12 protein-coding genes and 1 other RNA gene are annotated in these 16593 nt (G+C 49.6%); 8 read left to right on the top strand and 5 right to left on the bottom strand.

Translation table 11 applies throughout. The features are described 5' to 3' along the window. Window positions 1-42 precede the first annotated feature (42 nt). From aroB to V6C21_RS01550, 4 genes are read left to right on the top strand one after another with little or no spacing between them, the layout of a single operon-like run. On the top strand, window positions 43-1098 hold the full coding sequence (gene aroB, locus V6C21_RS01565; protein WP_034842564.1) for a 3-dehydroquinate synthase: 1056 nt from the start codon (window positions 43-45) through the stop codon (window positions 1096-1098). Beyond that, window positions 1098-2357, top strand: a complete 1260-nt coding sequence (aroA, locus tag V6C21_RS01560) for a 3-phosphoshikimate 1-carboxyvinyltransferase (protein WP_479268163.1) — start codon at window positions 1098-1100, stop codon at window positions 2355-2357. The genes aroB and aroA overlap by 1 nt, the downstream gene beginning before the upstream one ends. Next, window positions 2338-3432 (top strand): chorismate synthase, encoded by a 1095-nt coding sequence (aroC, locus tag V6C21_RS01555; protein ID WP_034842570.1) that lies wholly within the window; start codon window positions 2338-2340, stop codon window positions 3430-3432. The genes aroA and aroC overlap by 20 nt, the downstream gene beginning before the upstream one ends. Next, window positions 3422-4558 (top strand): bifunctional chorismate mutase/prephenate dehydratase, encoded by a 1137-nt coding sequence (locus V6C21_RS01550; protein ID WP_034842573.1) that lies wholly within the window; start codon window positions 3422-3424, stop codon window positions 4556-4558. Before aroC ends, V6C21_RS01550 begins: the two co-directional genes overlap by 11 nt. 114 nt (window positions 4559-4672) lie before the next feature. Here the strand turns inward: V6C21_RS01550 and nifJ are convergent, their stop codons facing one another. From nifJ to V6C21_RS01525, 5 genes are all read right to left on the bottom strand, one after another. Continuing rightward, window positions 4673-8215, bottom strand: a complete 3543-nt coding sequence (nifJ, locus tag V6C21_RS01545; protein WP_034842576.1) for a pyruvate:ferredoxin (flavodoxin) oxidoreductase — start codon at window positions 8213-8215, stop codon at window positions 4673-4675. Window positions 8216-8614: 399 nt separating this feature from the next. After that, the gene (locus V6C21_RS01540) at window positions 8615-10567 is read right to left on the bottom strand and encodes an APC family permease (protein WP_479268162.1); all 1953 of its coding nucleotides are present in this window, start codon (window positions 10565-10567) and stop codon (window positions 8615-8617) included. 249 nt (window positions 10568-10816) lie between these two features. After that, complete coding sequence (locus V6C21_RS01535) at window positions 10817-11011, bottom strand: ferredoxin (RefSeq protein WP_034842578.1); 195 nt, start codon at window positions 11009-11011, stop codon at window positions 10817-10819. A 68-nt stretch (window positions 11012-11079) separates the two neighbouring features. Further along, window positions 11080-12339, bottom strand: coding sequence for an ABC transporter permease (locus tag V6C21_RS01530; protein ID WP_034842579.1), 1260 nt, complete (start codon window positions 12337-12339; stop codon window positions 11080-11082). After that, entirely contained in the window at window positions 12336-13232 is an 897-nt protein-coding gene (locus V6C21_RS01525; RefSeq protein ID WP_479268161.1) for an ABC transporter ATP-binding protein, read from the bottom strand. The genes V6C21_RS01530 and V6C21_RS01525 overlap by 4 nt, the downstream gene beginning before the upstream one ends. A gap of 410 nt (window positions 13233-13642) precedes the next feature. Between V6C21_RS01525 and ffs the strand changes: the two genes are divergently transcribed. The 4 genes from ffs to recR all read left to right on the top strand — a co-directional run bounded on the left by ffs (window position 13643) and on the right by recR (window position 16451). After that, an RNA gene (ffs, locus tag V6C21_RS01520) (signal recognition particle sRNA small type) lies at window positions 13643-13741 on the top strand. Next, a complete protein-coding gene (dnaX, locus tag V6C21_RS01515) occupies window positions 13731-15455 on the top strand; it encodes a DNA polymerase III subunit gamma/tau (RefSeq protein ID WP_479268160.1) in 1725 nt (574 codons plus the stop codon). The genes ffs and dnaX overlap by 11 nt, the downstream gene beginning before the upstream one ends. A 39-nt stretch (window positions 15456-15494) precedes the next feature. Next, window positions 15495-15842 (top strand): YbaB/EbfC family nucleoid-associated protein, encoded by a 348-nt coding sequence (locus tag V6C21_RS01510; protein ID WP_034842583.1) that lies wholly within the window; start codon window positions 15495-15497, stop codon window positions 15840-15842. 9 nt (window positions 15843-15851) lie between these two features. Beyond that, entirely contained in the window at window positions 15852-16451 is a 600-nt protein-coding gene (gene recR, locus V6C21_RS01505) for a recombination mediator RecR (RefSeq protein WP_034842584.1), read from the top strand. Window positions 16452-16593 lie beyond the last annotated feature (142 nt).

Here is a 16593-nt window from a genome sequence, read left to right as displayed (position 1 = left end):
CCATAAAAATATTTTACATAATGTAATTTAATGGAGGTTTATATGAAGCGCGAGATAATTCATGTCAGCACCGGACGCCCATACGACATAATCGTCGAAAACGGGCTTTTACGGGAAACAGGGGCTCTGGCGGCAAAGGTCACAAAAGCGAGAAATGCCGCTGTGATTACGGACACCAATGTCGCGCCCCTGTTCCTTGAAGCGGTTAAGAATTCACTTGAAGAGGCGGGGTTTAGCGTCAAGACATATATCTTTCCCGCCGGAGAAACCTCTAAAAACCACAAAACCCTCATCGGAATCTATGAATTCCTCGCTCAGAATGGTTTTAACCGCTCCGATGTAATTATCGCTCTGGGCGGCGGGGTAGTCGGCGATGTCGCCGGGTTTGCCGCGGCGACATTCATGCGCGGAATGGACTTTATTCAGGTGCCGACCACGCTTCTCGCGCAAATTGATTCCTCCATCGGCGGTAAGACGGCTGTCGACCTTTGTGAAGGCAAGAACCTTGTCGGCGCTTTCTGGCAGCCGCGGCTGGTGATATGCGACCCTGATACGCTGAAGACGCTTGATAAGCGCATATTCGCCGACGGCATGGCGGAAGCGATAAAACATACGCTGATAAAAGACCGGACGCTGTTTGAAAGATTGTGTGACGGAATGCAGGTGGACGCGGAGTTTATCTGCCGGAACATAGACATAAAAAGGCGCGTAGTCGAGCGTGACGAGCGGGAAAGCGGCGAGCGCATGCTTTTGAATTTCGGCCATACGCTGGGACACGCGATAGAAAAGGTTTATAATTACGAAAAATATACCCACGGGGAAGCTGTAGCAATCGGCATGGTGACGATAACGCAGTTTGCCGAAAGGCGGGGCCTGACAAAGCCCGGCACCGCCTCAAAGATAGCCCGGGTCATCGAAAAGAACGGATTGCCCGTTTCTTGCGATGCGCCTTTAAGCGAGATATTAAAGGCCGCGAAGAACGATAAAAAGCGCTCCGCCGGCGGGATAACGCTGGTGTTGCTCCATGACATCGGCGAAGGCTACCTATACCGCGTGAGCGACAGCGAGTTTAACCGTTTTTTCTCGGAGGTTGAATAATGAGCCGTGCAGTTATTACTCCCCGTATACTAAAAGGCAGTATTACGCCGCCGCCGTCCAAAAGTGCGGCGCACCGCGCTATAATCTGCGCTGCCCTCGCGGTCGGCAGAACCGAGATAGCCCCCTTTGTCATGTCAGACGATATGAAGGCGACGATCGGGGCGGTTGAGGCGTTAGGCGCGCGGGTGACGGTTTCCGAAAACCGTATTACAGTGGACGGAAGCAATACTTTTCGTACAATTAAGCCAAAAATAGACTGTTTGGAATCAGGTTCGACACTTCGATTTATGATTCCCGTTGCGGCGGTGAGCGGCAGTGAAATAACTTTCACCGGCAAAGGAAGGCTGCCTGAGCGCCCGATAGGGCCTTATCTCGAATGTCTGCCCAAGGCGGGGGTAAGCTGCGAGACAGAAGGCGGCCTGCCGCTTAAAATCTCCGGCAAGCTCCAAAGCGGCGAGTTCTCGCTGCCCGGGAACATAAGCTCGCAGTTTATTACGGGGCTTTTGCTTGCGCTGCCACTCCTTCCGGGCGACAGCGTGATAAAACTGACGACGCCGCTCGAATCGTCGGGGTATGTTGACCTGACGATAGACGTGATGGAACGGTTTGGCGTCGAAATAGAATGCAGAAACGGGTCATATTTTGTAAAAGGAAATCAAAAATATACTGCTTGTAATTTTCAAACGGAGGCTGACTGGTCTCAGGCAGCTTTTTGGATAGCGGCTGGCGCGCTCGGCGCTGACATCTCCTGCAATGGGCTCAATCCCGATTCCAAGCAGGGCGACAAGGCAATGCTCGACGTTATGGCTAAATTCGGGGCAAAGGTCACGCCAAAAGGCGCCCGAAGCGGCATCCTTTCGGGGTGCGAGATAGACGCCTCGCAGATTCCGGACCTTGTGCCGCCTATCGCTGCTGTTGCCGCGCTGTCAAAAGGGACTACAGTTATCCGCGGCGCGCAAAGGTTAAGGATAAAGGAAAGCGACAGGCTCGAGTGTATCGCAAAGGGGCTTAGCGCGCTCGGTGCCAATGTTGAAGTGACCGCGGACGGGCTTATTATAAAAGGAGTAGATGAGCTGCGCGGGGGCACTGCCGACGGCTGCAATGACCATAGAATCGTGATGGCGCTGGCGATAGCCGCTATGCGCAGCCGCGGGCAGGTCATAATAAACGGCTGCGAATGCATAAATAAATCATACCCGGATTTCTTTAAGGACTACAACAGCTTGGGAGGCAGCGCTTATGTCGTCAATGATAGGTGAGAATATTAAACTCTCTATATTTGGAGAATCCCACGGGGTAGGTATAGGCGCCGTAATTGACGGGCTGCCCGCCGGCGAACCCATAGATTTTGACGAGATAGCGGCTCAAATGGCGAGGAGAGCTCCGGGCAGGGACAAAACGACGACTGCGCGGCGGGAGAGCGACATACCGGAAATTTTGTCCGGCGTGGTTGACGGACACACGACGGGAACCCCGCTTTGCGCCGTCATAAGGAACAGCGACACCCATTCCTCGGATTACGATGATATAAAAAGGTTTCCCCGCCCCGGACACGCGGACTTTTCCGCTGTCGCCAGATACGGCGGATTCAGCGATTTTCGCGGCGGCGGCCACTTCAGCGGGCGGCTTACAGCGCCTATGGTCTTCGCCGGAGCAATCTGCAGGACGATATTAAAAAGGCGCGGGGTAACGGTTGGTGCCCATATTCTCGACATTGCAGGCACCTGTGATACACCTTTTGACCCCGTTGACCCAGGGATCGAGACATTAGAGCGGCTTTCACATTCCGCCTTCCCTGTAATCAACCCTGAGGCGGAAGCGAAAATGCGGGCGGCAATTGAAGAAGCCCGAATGTCCTGCGATTCCGTCGGAGGCATTGTCGAATGTGCGGCGATGGGACTGCCCAGCGGCCTCGGAGACCCCATTTTCGGCGGCGTTGAAAACAGGCTTTCCGCCGCGATTTTCGGTATCCCTGCGGTAAAAGGAGTCGAGTTTGGCAATGGATTTGCCGCCGCCCATTTAAGGGGCAGCGAGAACAACGACGCTTTCCGCTTTGAGGGCGGAAAGGTAAAGACCGAAACCAACAATCACGGCGGTATCCTCGGCGGCATAACGACAGGCATGCCTATTATTTTCCGCGCTGCGTTCAAGCCAACGCCGTCCATTTTTAAAGAACAAAAAACCGTTGACCTTGAGAAAAAATGCAACGCCGAGTTAAAGATTAAAGGCAGACATGACCCGTGTGTCGCCGTGCGGGCTGTTCCAGTAGTGGAAGCGCTTACATCATTTTGCATGCTCGATTTAATGCTTGGAGGTTCCCGATATGACGCTTGATGAAGCCAGAAAAGAGATTGACAAAATCGATTCCCTGCTTTTTGAACTGTTTTTAAAACGGATGAGAGTCTCGGATGATATTGCCAGAATCAAGATGCGCGAAGGAATCCCCATACTGAACACTGCGCGTGAAAAAGAAGTGCTTGCAAAGGCGGAAAAAACTGCGCCGGAAGAATATGCGCAGTATACTGTCGCCCTCACGAATTTCATTATGGAACTCAGCCGCAGCAGGCAGCGCGACATACTTTCCATCGAAAGCAACAAGGATAACGCTTTTTTTAATGAAATAAAATCGCCGCGGAAACCGGTGGAGTCGCCCCGCTTGGCGGTGCAGGGCGTCCCCGGCTCATTTGCGGGCAAAGCGGCAGCGACGATGTATCCCGACGGCAAGCTTCAGTTTGTCGAAAAATGGGACGAGGTTTTATGCGCGCTGCAGGACGGCTCTGCCGATTACGGTGTGCTGCCGGTGGAAAACTCTACGGCGGGTTCTGTTATAGATGTTTACGACCTGCTGCTCAAATATAAGTGCTATATAGCAAAAGGGCTCCAGTTGCCGGTGACGCACTGTCTGGTCGGCGTGCGCGGAGCGTCCATTTCTGATATAAAAAATGTCTATTCACATCCCCATGCCTTTCCGCAGTGCCGCTCGTTTTTAGAACAGCACCCGAGAATAAACAAGATTCCGTACATCAACACGGCTTTGGCGGCAAAGATGGTGGCCGAGTGCGGCGATAAAAGCAAGGCGGCGATTGCCTCTGCCGACTGCGCCCATCTGTACGGCCTTGATATAATTGCTCCATCAATTCAGGACTCAGACCTCAACTGCACAAGGTTTATTGCAGTCTCAAAAGAATTTGAACTGCCGGACAACGCAAATAAGATAAGCCTCGTCTTTTCGCTGCCTCATATTACAGGCTCCCTCTACCGCACCTTAGGTCGGTTTGCGCTCAACGGGCTTAATCTTACAAAAATCGAGTCCCGGCCCGACCCGAAAACACCGTTTGAGTACTACTTTTATGTTGATGTAATAGGCAATCTGAAAGCGCAAAAAACGGCGAAGCTTCTGGGCGCTTTCAGTGAAGAGCTGCCGTTCTTCAGTTTTCTTGGAAATTATTGTGAAGAATAGGCCTCGCAATGTTGGGAAACAACGCCATGCTTATAGACATGAAAATCCCCCGAAGAGAAGTCTTTCGGGGGATTTTCGCGTATATAAATGACAAAATCAGAGACACGCTTTTTATTATCCTTGCGCTTTCTTGAGGAGTCTCTCGTATCTTTCTTTTGCTTCCCTTTCCGCTTGGGCAAAGAGAACTTCCGCTCTTTCTGGGAAAGTACGGGTCAGGGAGTTGTAGCGCACCTCTCCCATGATAAAGTCGCGGTAAGAGGCGGACGGTGCCTTGCTGTCGAGTGTAAACGGGTTTTTGCCCTCGGCGGCAAGTCTCGGGTCATAGCGGAACAGGTTCCAATAGCCGGATTCAACCGCCCGTTTTTCCTCTGTCATTGAGATACCCATGCCGCCTTTGATACCGTGGTTGATGCAGGGCGAATAGGCGATGACAATGGACGGCCCGTTGTAGCTTTCGGCCTCAACAAGCGCCTTGATGCACTGGTTGTAGTCGGCGCCCATTGAAACCTGGGCGACATAGACATAGCCGTAACTCATGAACATGCCGGCGAGGTCCTTTTTCTTTGTAGACTTGCCGGCCGCGGCAAACTGCGCAACCGAACCGGCCGGGGTCGCCTTAGATGACTGTCCGCCTGTATTTGAATAAACCTCGGTGTCGAATACGAGAACATTGACATCTCTGCCGGACGCGAGAACATGGTCAAGGCCGCCGAAGCCGATATCATATGCCCAGCCGTCGCCGCCGAAAATCCAAATTGATTTCTTGGCGATGAATTCCTTAACCTCGAGAATCTGTGCGGCGAGCGGGTTATCTTTTATCTTTTCAAGGGCCTGGATGAGCCTGTCCGCAGCTTCGCGGTTTGCGCTTCCGTTCTCTTTGGTTTCTGTCCAGGTCTTTGCTGCCTCGCTTACTTCACTGCTTACGCCCGAATCCACAAGCTGTTTGAGTTTGGCTTCAATGCGGTCTCGGATTTGCTGCTGGGCGAGGAACATGCCATAGCCGAACTCTGCGTTGTCCTCAAACAGCGAGTTTGCCCATGCCGGGCCGAAACCGCGCTTGTTGACAGTATAAGGCGTTGAGGGCGCCGAACCGCCCCAGATAGAGGAACAGCCGGTCGCGTTGGCTATATACATCCTGTCGCCGAAAAGCTGGGTGACGAGTTTTGCATAGGGTGTTTCGCCGCAGCCCGCGCAGGCGCCTGAATACTCGAGCAACGGTTCCCTGAACTGGCTGCCTTTTACGCTGTCAACCTTGAATTTAGCCGCCACTTCTGGCTTTTCCGGCAGGGCGTGGCCGTAGTTAAAGTTGGCCTGCTCCTTTATCTGGCTGTCGAGGGGCTGCATAACAAGGGCCTTGTTGCCCTTCATGCCCGGGCATACATTTACGCAAGAACCGCAGCCAGTGCAGTCGAGCACTGAAACGGTGATGGCGAACTTATAGCCCGGCATGCCGGTCATCGCTTTCATCTTCATGCCTGCCGGCGCGTTGGAGGCCTCATTTTCGTTGAGGACAGCAGGGCGGATAACGGCGTGTGGGCATACATAGGAGCAGAAGTTGCACTGGATACAGTTTTCGGGTATCCATTGCGGCACGTCAACAGCAATACCGCGTTTTTCATAAGCCGCCGAGCCCTGCGGGAATGTGCCGTCTGCCGCGTCCTTGAAGGCGGAGACAGGCAGCTTGTCGCCTTTCTGGGCATTGACGGGGATAAGAATGTTCCTGACAAAATCGACGAGTTCGGGGCGGTCACCCGGAACCTCAACCTTTTCCTCAGGCTCGTCTTGGGCGTTTGCCCATTCCGGCGGCACATTTACTTGTTTTGTTTCGTTAAAGCCGCGGTCGATTGCGGCATGGTTCATCGCGACTACCTTTTCGCCCTTATTGCCGTAGGACTTTGTCGCGGCGTCCTTCATAAACTTGATGGCGTCGTCGGCCGGAATTATATTCGACAATTTGAAGAACGCAGCCTGCAGTATCGTGTTGATACGGCCGCCGAGGCCTATTTCCTTTGCAATGCCGATACCGTCAATGGTGTAGAACTGAATATTGTTTTTTGCAATAAACCTTTTTACCCTTGCGGGCAGGTGTTTCTCCAGCTCCGCTTGATCCCACTGGCAGTTTAAAAGGAATATGCCGCCCGGTTTCAAGTCCTCGACCATTTCATATTTGTCGATATAGGAAGGATTGTGGCAGGCGACAAAGTCTGCCTTGCTCACAAGGTAAGTTGACTTGATAGGCTTTTTGCCGAAACGCAGGTGTGAGATCGTAACGCCCCCGGACTTCTTGGAGTCGTATGCGAAGTAACCTTGTGCATACAGGTCAGTATGGTCACCGATAATCTTAATGGAGTTTTTGTTCGCGCCGACCGTACCGTCGGAACCGAGGCCCCAGAATTTGCAGGAATGGGTACCTTCTGGGGTGGTGTCGGGGTTTTCAGTGACCTCAAGGGACAGGTTGGTTACGTCGTCCTCAATACCGATTGTGAAATGCTTCTTTGGAGCAGCGGCTTCTGCGTTGCGGTAAACAGCGATGATCTGGCCGGGTGTCACGTCCTTTGAGCCGAGGCCGTAGCGCCCCTGATAAATCGGGATATCGCTGAATTCGCTGTCGTCAAGTGCGGCGGTGACGTCAAGATAAAGGGGCTCGCCTAAGGCACCCGGCTCCTTGGTGCGGTCGAGGACGGAAATTTTCTTGACCGTCTTTGGAATAGCGGCAATCAGGTGCTTTGCCGAGAAGGGCCTGTAGAGGTGCACCTTGACAAGGCCGTATTTCCCGCCTTTTGCGTTCAGGTAATCTATTGTTTCCTCAATGGTATCGCATGCGGAACCCATGGCGATGATGATATTTTCCGCGTCGGGGGCACCGTAATAGTTGAACAGCTTATAGTCCTTCCCGGTTTTGGCGTTTACCTTGTTCATGTATTCCTCGACGACAGCCGGAAGGGCATTGTAATAGCTGTTTGAAGCCTCTCTCGCCTGGAAGAAAATATCGGGGTTCTGGGCCGTTCCGCGCAGCACCGGGTGTTCCGGGTTAAGGGCGCGCTTTCTGAAGGCTTCGACGGCGTCCATATCTACCATGCTCTTGAGGTCCTCATAATCCCAGACCTCTATTTTCTGTACCTCATGGGAAGTTCTGAAACCGTCAAAGAAATGCAGGAAAGGCACCCTGCCTTTTATCGCTGAAAGGTGGGCGACGGCGGCAAGATCCATAACCTCCTGCACGTTGCCGGAACAGAGCATGGCGAATCCGGTCTGACGGCAGGCATAAACGTCGCTGTGGTCACCAAAGATGGAAAGCGCGTGGGACGCCACCGCGCGGGCAGAACAGTGGATAACCCCGGGCAGAAGCTCACCCGCGATCTTATACATATTAGGAATCATCAGAAGAAGCCCTTGTGACGCGGTAAATGTGGTTGTCAGGGCGCCCGCTGTAAGCGACCCGTGAACAGTTCCCGACGCGCCTGCCTCGGACTGCATTTCCACGACGCTGACCTTTTGTCCAAATATGTTTTCCCGGTTTTCGGCAGACCATTTGTCCACGAGTTCAGCCATAACGGATGATGGCGTTATAGGATATATACCTGCAACTTCGGTAAAGGCATAGGCAACATGTGCGGCAGCCGTATTTCCGTCCATGGTTTTCATCATTCTTGCCATGGAACATTCCCCCTTACTTTAAATATCTTTATGGCATTTATTTCCACTCACCTTATATCTTATCACTTTGCCGTGAGCGTGTAAATAAAAGTTAAGTAAAAATTTAACAATTAAAGCGAATGTGATTTAACGGATAATGATTCTTGCGGACAAAATCAATTTGTCCCAATTATTATCCAGTAATCTTTGCCGATTTATTCTTGCAAAGTTAAAATTTATGGATTTGAGATTTAAAAGGGGGCAGACAGCGAATGTTTTCGACAATTTATCTGCCTATGGTTAAAAATCTGCGGCGCCAATCGGAGTGTGGTTTAACCTTTAAGAGAATAATAAAAAAGCAGGGCATATTCAGGTTTTGAATATGCCCTGCTGAAGATTTAAGCAGTTTAAACTCTTATATTATTTTTTCTCATCGTCTTTTTCATCGTCCGACCCGCCCAGCCGCTTTTCGATGTATTCGATGTCGTCCGGCGTGTGCTGAACATCAGGCCTGTAATGGAAGGGCAGGATGATTGACGAGACGTTCTTGTGGCGGCTGAGAATACGCTCGATAAAGTATGTTGTCTGGTTGTGCAGTATCGCGTCGTACCAGTGTTCTGAGATAAACTTTACAATAATGACCGAGAGGTTTTCGCCGTGGTCCAGCTTGCTTTCGCGTTCCCAGATATACTCGTCCAGCGGCTTTATGATATCGTGATAGGGCGTCAGGATTACCTCAAGTTTAATAGGCAGATGGAGGCTGTCCCACTGTTTGCGCAGTTCCTCAGCATGGTCGGGGTGGCGGCAGATATGGAGCGCTACAATATCGTCCGAAATCGAGTTGGCGTAGTTGAGGGATTTAAGCAGCGATTTGTTTATGGTCTGAACGAGTACAATGCACTGGCTCTTATGCGACTTTTTGCTGTCATAGTATGGGTAAAACTCTTTAAGTTCAAGCTGTTTGCCGACATAAGTGTAATGCTTCTTTATCCTTATCATCAAGAAAATAAGAATCGGCAGGACGATAAGGAGTATATATGAGCCTTCTGTCCACTTGGCAATAATTTCGACGAACAGGCAGATTAACGTAATTAACGCGCCGAAAAAGTTTATCCAAGACTTATACTGCCAGCCTTTTGCCTTTGAATTAATCCATTTTTTATACATGCCGTACTGGGACAGGGTAAAGGATATGAAAACGCCTATGGAATAGACTGGAATAAGGTTGTGGACATTGCTCTTTGCCACGACAATCAGTATTGCCGCCGCAAAACAGATGACCAGTATGCCGTTTGAAAAACTGAGTTTTGTGCCGCGGTGTGAGAACTGTCTCGGCACATAGCCGTCATGGGCCAGAATATATAAAAGAAAAGGAAGACCATTATAAGAGGTATTTGCGGCAAGGATGAGGATAAGTGCTGTAAATATCTGAATGACGTAATACATGAATGTATGGCCGAATACCGCGTTTGCAATCTGGGATATTACCGTAACGCCGGATTGTGGGATAACCAGCAGGTTGTATTCAAGGATTGTGGTTCCGCCGAAAATAAGCATAATGATACCGGCGAGCATATACAGCACGTGTTTGGCGTTTCGCTGAGACGGTTCCTTAAAGTTCGGAACAGCGTTGCTGACAGCTTCAACACCGGTGAGGGCGGAGCATCCGGAAGCAAAGGCTCTCAGCAGTATAAAGGCGCCGATGCCCTCAGCGGTATCCTTCAAATTGCTGATGTGCTGTGCCGAATCATAGACAATAGGATGAAGTGTACCGGTGAAAACTCTGAACAGTCCTGTCCCGACCATAATAAGCATTGAGAAGATGAATATGTAGGTTGGCAGACCAAACATTTTTGAGGATTCTCGTACACCGCGCAGGTTACCGAGGGTTATAATGGCGACAAAAATCAGAGACATCTCAATCTTGTAGCTGTTGAGAAACGGAAAGGCCGATGCAATAGCCGCCGAGGCCGAGGATATGCTAACGGCGACTGTCAGGATATAGTCGATGATAAGCGCAGCTGCGGCGAGAAGCGACGGGTATTTGCCGAGGTTTTCTTTTGAAACAACATATGCTCCACCGCCGTTTGGATAATGGTCTATTATCTGCGAATATGAAAATGCGAGGATAAGAAGGAGCAGAATAATAGGCAGAGTTACGCCGAGAACATAGCGATATGCTGTCTGCTGGGGGGCATGAAGCGCTACAACAGCCGGAACCAGCACAAGCAATATTTCTTCGCAAGCGTAAGCAACGGAGGAAACGGCATCTGAAGCCATTATGGGAAGACCCCAAACGCGGGATAACTTTTCCTTTGACATTTCACTGTATTTTACTGGTTTCCCGATCAAAATATCTTTTAAATTAATCATTTACTACCACCAATTCTTTTGATTAATTTAATTGCATAATTCTATCACACTGGAAATATAAATACAACAAGTAAAACATATATTTGTTCATGTTTGGATATTTCAAAAATTATGTAATTTAAATAAAAACCAGACCAAAATCAGTAAAATCCGCATATATATTGATATCAAAATAAACTTTGGAATAAAGTATAAGCCTTCCGCTAAATAGGAAGGCTTATACAGTATAGCGGTATAATTTTGCCTAAATCACTCTTCTTTAACGGTAATAACACTGGTCGGGCAGTTTTCCTGAGCTTCAACTGCCTTATCCTCTTGGCCTGCCGGCACGTCGTCGACATAAACCTCCGCGAAACCGTCGTCAGCGAATCTGAATACATCAGGACAGGTTTCGACGCAAAGCCCGCAGGCAATGCAGCCGTCCCGATCAATAAATGCTTTCATGTCCCCAACTCCCTAATAGACGTTAATAAAATTATATCCAGTACGCTTAAGACTTATTCATTTGCAGTTTATTTAGACTTTGACATGCGGACAAGTTCTGATATCTTAAGCCTCTTGCCGTAGTGAAGAACCGCAGAGGAGTAGAGTTTTATTGAAATCCAGCACATTAAAACAGCAGATGCGGCAAGAAGGAGCAGGGAAAGTATAATCTGCCACGCCGGAACATTGGCGGAAACCATTCTCGATGGCATTGAAAACGGCGCACTGAACGGAATGAGAGAGGCTGCTATTGCGGCGGGGCTTTCCGGCGACATTGACGTCATATAGGCAAAATAGAACGACGCGATGGAGATTATGGAGATAGGCATAACCGCCTGCTGTATGTCCTCGGCTTTGCTGACAGTAGCTCCGCATACAGCGTTAAACATCGCGTAAAGGGCAAATCCGAAGATGAAGTAAACGATCATCATAATTACAGCCATAGGTGAAAAGCCGAGGTTTATGGACATGCCGCCGAGCGCAAAATCCTTTGGGTAGACAAAGAAGTATCCGATGGCGGCGACAATAATAAGGCCCAGCATATCGCACAGCCCGAGCAGTCCCATGCCGAGGCTCTTTCCGATGACGATATGGGACGGCTTTGTTGAGGTAATGAGGACTTCCATGACGCGGGAAGTCTTTTCCGACGCTATCGACATGGCAACCCAGTATCCAAACATATATATGGCGAAGAACAGCAAAATTGTTACGGCAAAGCTGCCGAACATGCCGCCTATAGTGCCTTTCCCGACGGGAATACTTGAATAGCTTATATCTGCGGCAACCTTATCAGTAACCTGGGACGCCACTCCTGCTTCCTTTAACACCTTAGTATTATACGCTCTGCGGACAACCGAGGCCAATTCGTCGCCGCTTGATGCGTTGCTCATTACACTTTTCACATAAAGGTTAAACGATGGGACGCCGTTGTTTAAAGTAAGCTCAATGAGGCTCAAATCGCCGTTATCTTTTATCTTGTTTATGAGAGCGGATTTTTCCGATGGCTCTTTGAATATGAAATTGAGCTTGTCCGAGGCGGATGACAAGATGTCGGTGCTGCCAGAAAATAAGCCTCCGACGTCGATAACATAAACGTCCCTTTTTTCAATGCCCTTTTTTCCGCCTGATGTGCTGCCGCTATCTGATGAATTAGAAAATGCGTTTACGATGTTCGGAATGCACATGACGAGAATAATTAGAAGATAAGTAATAACGGTGCTGATTATAAAGGACTTTTTGCGTGCCTGTTCCCGAAATGTAAAGCCCAGAACGGTTAAAATGCGCTTCATTTGCGTTCACCCGCCTTTTCCACAAATATTTCATGCAGCGTAGGTTCGCGGATTTCAAATTTATCAATGGCGACGCCTTGGTCAAGCAGATACTTGAGCAGCGAATAAGCGCTTTCTTCTGATTTGATATGCAGTTCAAAACCAGAGGCGGTGCGGTTGACAAGTGTCATGCCCAATTCTGTAGCCTTTGGAATAATATCGTAATCACAGCCGATAAAAAGGTTGTTGCGCCCATAGCTGTGCTTGATTTCACGCAGATTGCCGGACAGCACGGTTTTGCCGTCGACGAGCAGCAGAATGTCGCGGCAATATTCCTCGACTGATGTCATCTGGTGGCTTGACATTACGATATACTTTCCTTTTTCCACAAGCTCAAGTATTACCGATTTAAACAGGTCGGCGTTGACAGGGTCAAGGCCGCTTAAAGGCTCGTCGAGCACCACAAGGTCCGGGTCATGCAGTATGGAAAGTATAAGCTGAATCTTTTGCTGATTGCCCTTTGAAAGCTGCTCGGCGCGCATATCATAGTATTTGGTGACATTGAGCCTTTTCATCCAATAGTCAATGTTTTTAAGGGCTTTCTCGCGGCTCAGCCCACGCAGTTTAGCAAAATAAAGCAACTGGTCGCGCACTTTAATCTGAGGGTAAAGCCCGCGCTCTTCCGGCAGATATCCAAAGCGCACATCCTCGCGTTTTACAGGCTTGCCGTTCCAAGTAATGTTTCCGCTGTCTTTTTCAAGAATGCCCAGAATCATGCGGATTGTAGTGGTTTTTCCGGCGCCGTTTGTTCCCAACAGCCCAAAAACGCCGGGCTTGTCGAGTTCAAAGGAAAGGTTGTCCACTACGGTTTTTCCGCCTAACCGTTTTGAAGCATTTTCAACTTTGAGCCCCATCTGTTTACTCTCCTTTTTTATTTATCGCGCTTTCTTTTTTTGTTCAAATAGTGTATTTCTTTCGCAGGCGGGAAGGTATCTGGAAGTTTTGTGATGTTCCCTGCATGCGGCGCAGTCACCGCGGCGCGGACATTTCTTTTTGCTGCAAGGGCAGCAATCTATGCCCAAATTAATTCCTCCGTTGTAGATTTATATCAAAGCATATGATACCAATATATTCCAAATAAGCGGCTATAATGAAAGGATATATTAAAATCGGAATTTTTGCAAGCATTTTTTTAAATTTTAGTTAAAAAGGCTTTGACTTCTATGTAAATTTGCGTGTCAGGATAAAAATTTCGGTTGCCTTATCCGTTGTGATGTATTATAATGTATTGGGTCGGCGTGATAGTGCGCCGGAACATGCAGGTGAGGGCAGCCCGTGCGGCGGCGTGCCGTGAACCATGTCAGGCGGGGAACCGAGCAGCATTAAGCGGATTTCGCCGGGCGCCGCGGGATTTGTCTTTGCCTGCATGTTCGGGAGCATTATCACTATTTTACTATTTGGGGGTCTGTCTTACGTATCAGGCGCTTTACCGCAAATGGCGGCCTCGCGTGTTTGAGGACGTTGCGGGGCAGCCAAATATTACAGCGACGCTCAAATATGAAATTGCGGCGGGCAGGATTGCCCACGCCTACATTTTTACCGGCTCGAGGGGGACCGGTAAGACTACCTGCGCAAAAATATTCGCGAAGGCTGTAAATTGCCTTAACCCTCACGACGGCGACCCCTGCAATGAATGTGAAAACTGCCGCGGCATTGATGCTGGCAGCCTTTTGGACGTTGTAGAAATTGACGCTGCGAGCAACAACGGCGTCGACAATATCCGTGAGCTAAGGGAGGAGACGGTTTACACACCTGCCAGCTCAAAATACCGTGTTTATATCATAGACGAGGCGCATATGCTTTCAACAGGCGCGTTCAACGCCCTGCTGAAAACGCTTGAGGAGCCGCCCGCCTATGTTATTTTTATTCTTGCGACAACTGAGGTTAATAAGATTCCGGCAACAATAATGTCGAGATGTCAGCGCTTTGATTTCCGGAGGATTCCGATACCGGATATCGTCGCAAGGCTTCAATATGTGGCGCAGCAGGAGAAAATCGACCTCACTCCCGCCGCCGCTGAGATGATAGCGAAGATTTCTGACGGCGCCCTTAGAAATGCGCTGTCTTTGCTCGACCAGTGCGCCGGTATCGGCGGTACGGTTGACGAGGAAAGAGTTGCGCAGACAGCAGGGCTGACTTCCCGGGAATACCTTTTTGAGCTGTCCGACGCTGTGAAAAACCGAGACAGCGCCGCGGCTCTTAGTGTTATTGACAGGCTTTATGCCTATGCTAAGGATATGGAAAGGCTCTGTGAAGAGCTGATTGCGCATTTTAGAGACATTATGATTGTCAAATCAGTCAAGGACCCGTTTGAAGTGATAAACTGCCGTACCGATGAGCGCGAAAGACTGCAGAAGACAGCAGACGGATTTTCACTTGAAGCCATTCTGCATGCCCTTGACACGCTGCAATCGACGCTTGAACTGCTCAAACGCAGCTCATCCGGCAGGGTATATATTGAAACATGCTTGCTCCGGCTTTGCAATCCGGAGCTTGACACCTCAAAGGCCGCGCTTCTGCGCAGGATTGAGGCGCTTGAAGAAAAGCTCAAATCCGGTAATTTCACTGCGGCGCCCGCTGCACCATCAGCTGCACAATCTGCCGCGCCGCCAGTTCAGGACGCGCCGAAAGAGATTCCGGCGGAAACGCCGCAGCCGAAGATTGAGAAGGCTGAAAGCGGCCGACCAAAACAAGAACCTTTGGGCGGCCTCCCGCCAAGGGAAGGGCTGCCGTCGACGGATTCAAGCGCAGACGTTCCTCTTGACTGCTGGGCAGAGATTTTGGAGGAGCTGAAAAAGAGCGACCCGCCGTTGTTTGGCGTTTTGAGGGAGTCCTCGGCGATTATAAGGGGCGGATTTGTGCTCATCGACCCGAACAACACGCTTTTCGCGGGACTTATCAGAAGTCAGGAGCACCAGCGGCCCCTCGTCGATACAATAAGGCGTATTACCGGCAAACCATATAAAGTGGGTATCTTTAAAAAGGGACTTGAGACTGCAAAGAGGCAGAAACCGGACGGGCTTGACGAGATTATTGAAAACGCAAGCAAGGCCGGCATTGAGGTTAAGGAAAAATAAATCAGTAATAATATCAGCTTAGGTTTTGGAGGTTTTTGTATGAAAGCAAGATTACCGCAGGGATATGGCGGCGGCGTTTCAAACATGAACAGCATGATAAAACGGGCGCAGAAAATGCAGGAAGAAATGGCTCGAATTCAGCAAGAGCTTGAGCAAAAGACTTTTGATGTAACTTCCGGCGGCGGCATGGTCAAGGTCACCATTACCGGCAAGCGGGAAATCAAAGCTATCGAATTAAAACCTGAAATTGTAGATCCTGATGACATCGAAATGCTGCAGGATACGATTGCCGCTGCGGTCAACGAGGCTATCCGCAAGGTTGATGAAGAATCTGAAAAAGAAATGTCAAAGGTAACACAGGGGCTAAACTTGCCCGGGCTGTTTTAAGGAGCGAGTATGGCATACTACGCGGCACCATTACTAAAGCTTATTGAGCAGTTTGAGCGCCTCCCCGGAATCGGGCATAAAACAGCGCAGCGACTGGCATTTTTCATTCTCAATGGCACGCAGGAGCAGGCGGACCAATTTGCCCGCGCTATTGTAGAAGCGAAAAAGAGTATGCACTGCTGCAAAATATGCCAGAATCTGACCGACGCAGAGGTCTGCGGTATTTGCTCAAACCCCTCTCGGGACAGTTCAATAATCTGTGTTGTAGAGGACCCGCGCGATGTCGTGGCGTTCGAACGCACACGTGATTACAACGGGTTATATCATGTTTTGCACGGCGTTATCTCGCCAATGGACGGAATCGGTCCGGAACAGCTTAAAATCAAGGAATTGCTCGCCCGTATCAAAAACGGCGGGGTAAAAGAGATTATTATGGCCACAAATCCGGACGTTGAAGGCGAAGCTACCGCCATGTATGTATCACGTCTTGTAAAACCGCTTGGGGTAAAGGTAACCCGTATAGCATATGGGCTGCCCGCGGGCGGTGAACTTGAATATGCAGATGAGGTGACCCTATTAAAGGCACTTGAAGGCAGAAGTGAAATTTAAGCGGCTTTTTAAGGTTGTCTACATCAAATAAACTCCTTTCATTTTTCAAATGTTTGAGAGGGAGTAAATAAAGTACTTTTAGGAAACATGGTTTATTAGGGATAAGGAAATACCCTGTAGGCCATGTTTTTTGTTTAGAAGT

This window comes from [Clostridium] cellulosi, assembly GCF_036762875.1.
In the GTDB taxonomy this organism is placed as follows: domain Bacteria; phylum Bacillota; class Clostridia; order Oscillospirales; family Ethanoligenentaceae; genus Ruminiclostridium_D; species Ruminiclostridium_D cellulosi.
Note: the sequence above shows the minus strand (reverse complement) of the source record. Positions and strands in the feature narration are given on the sequence as shown.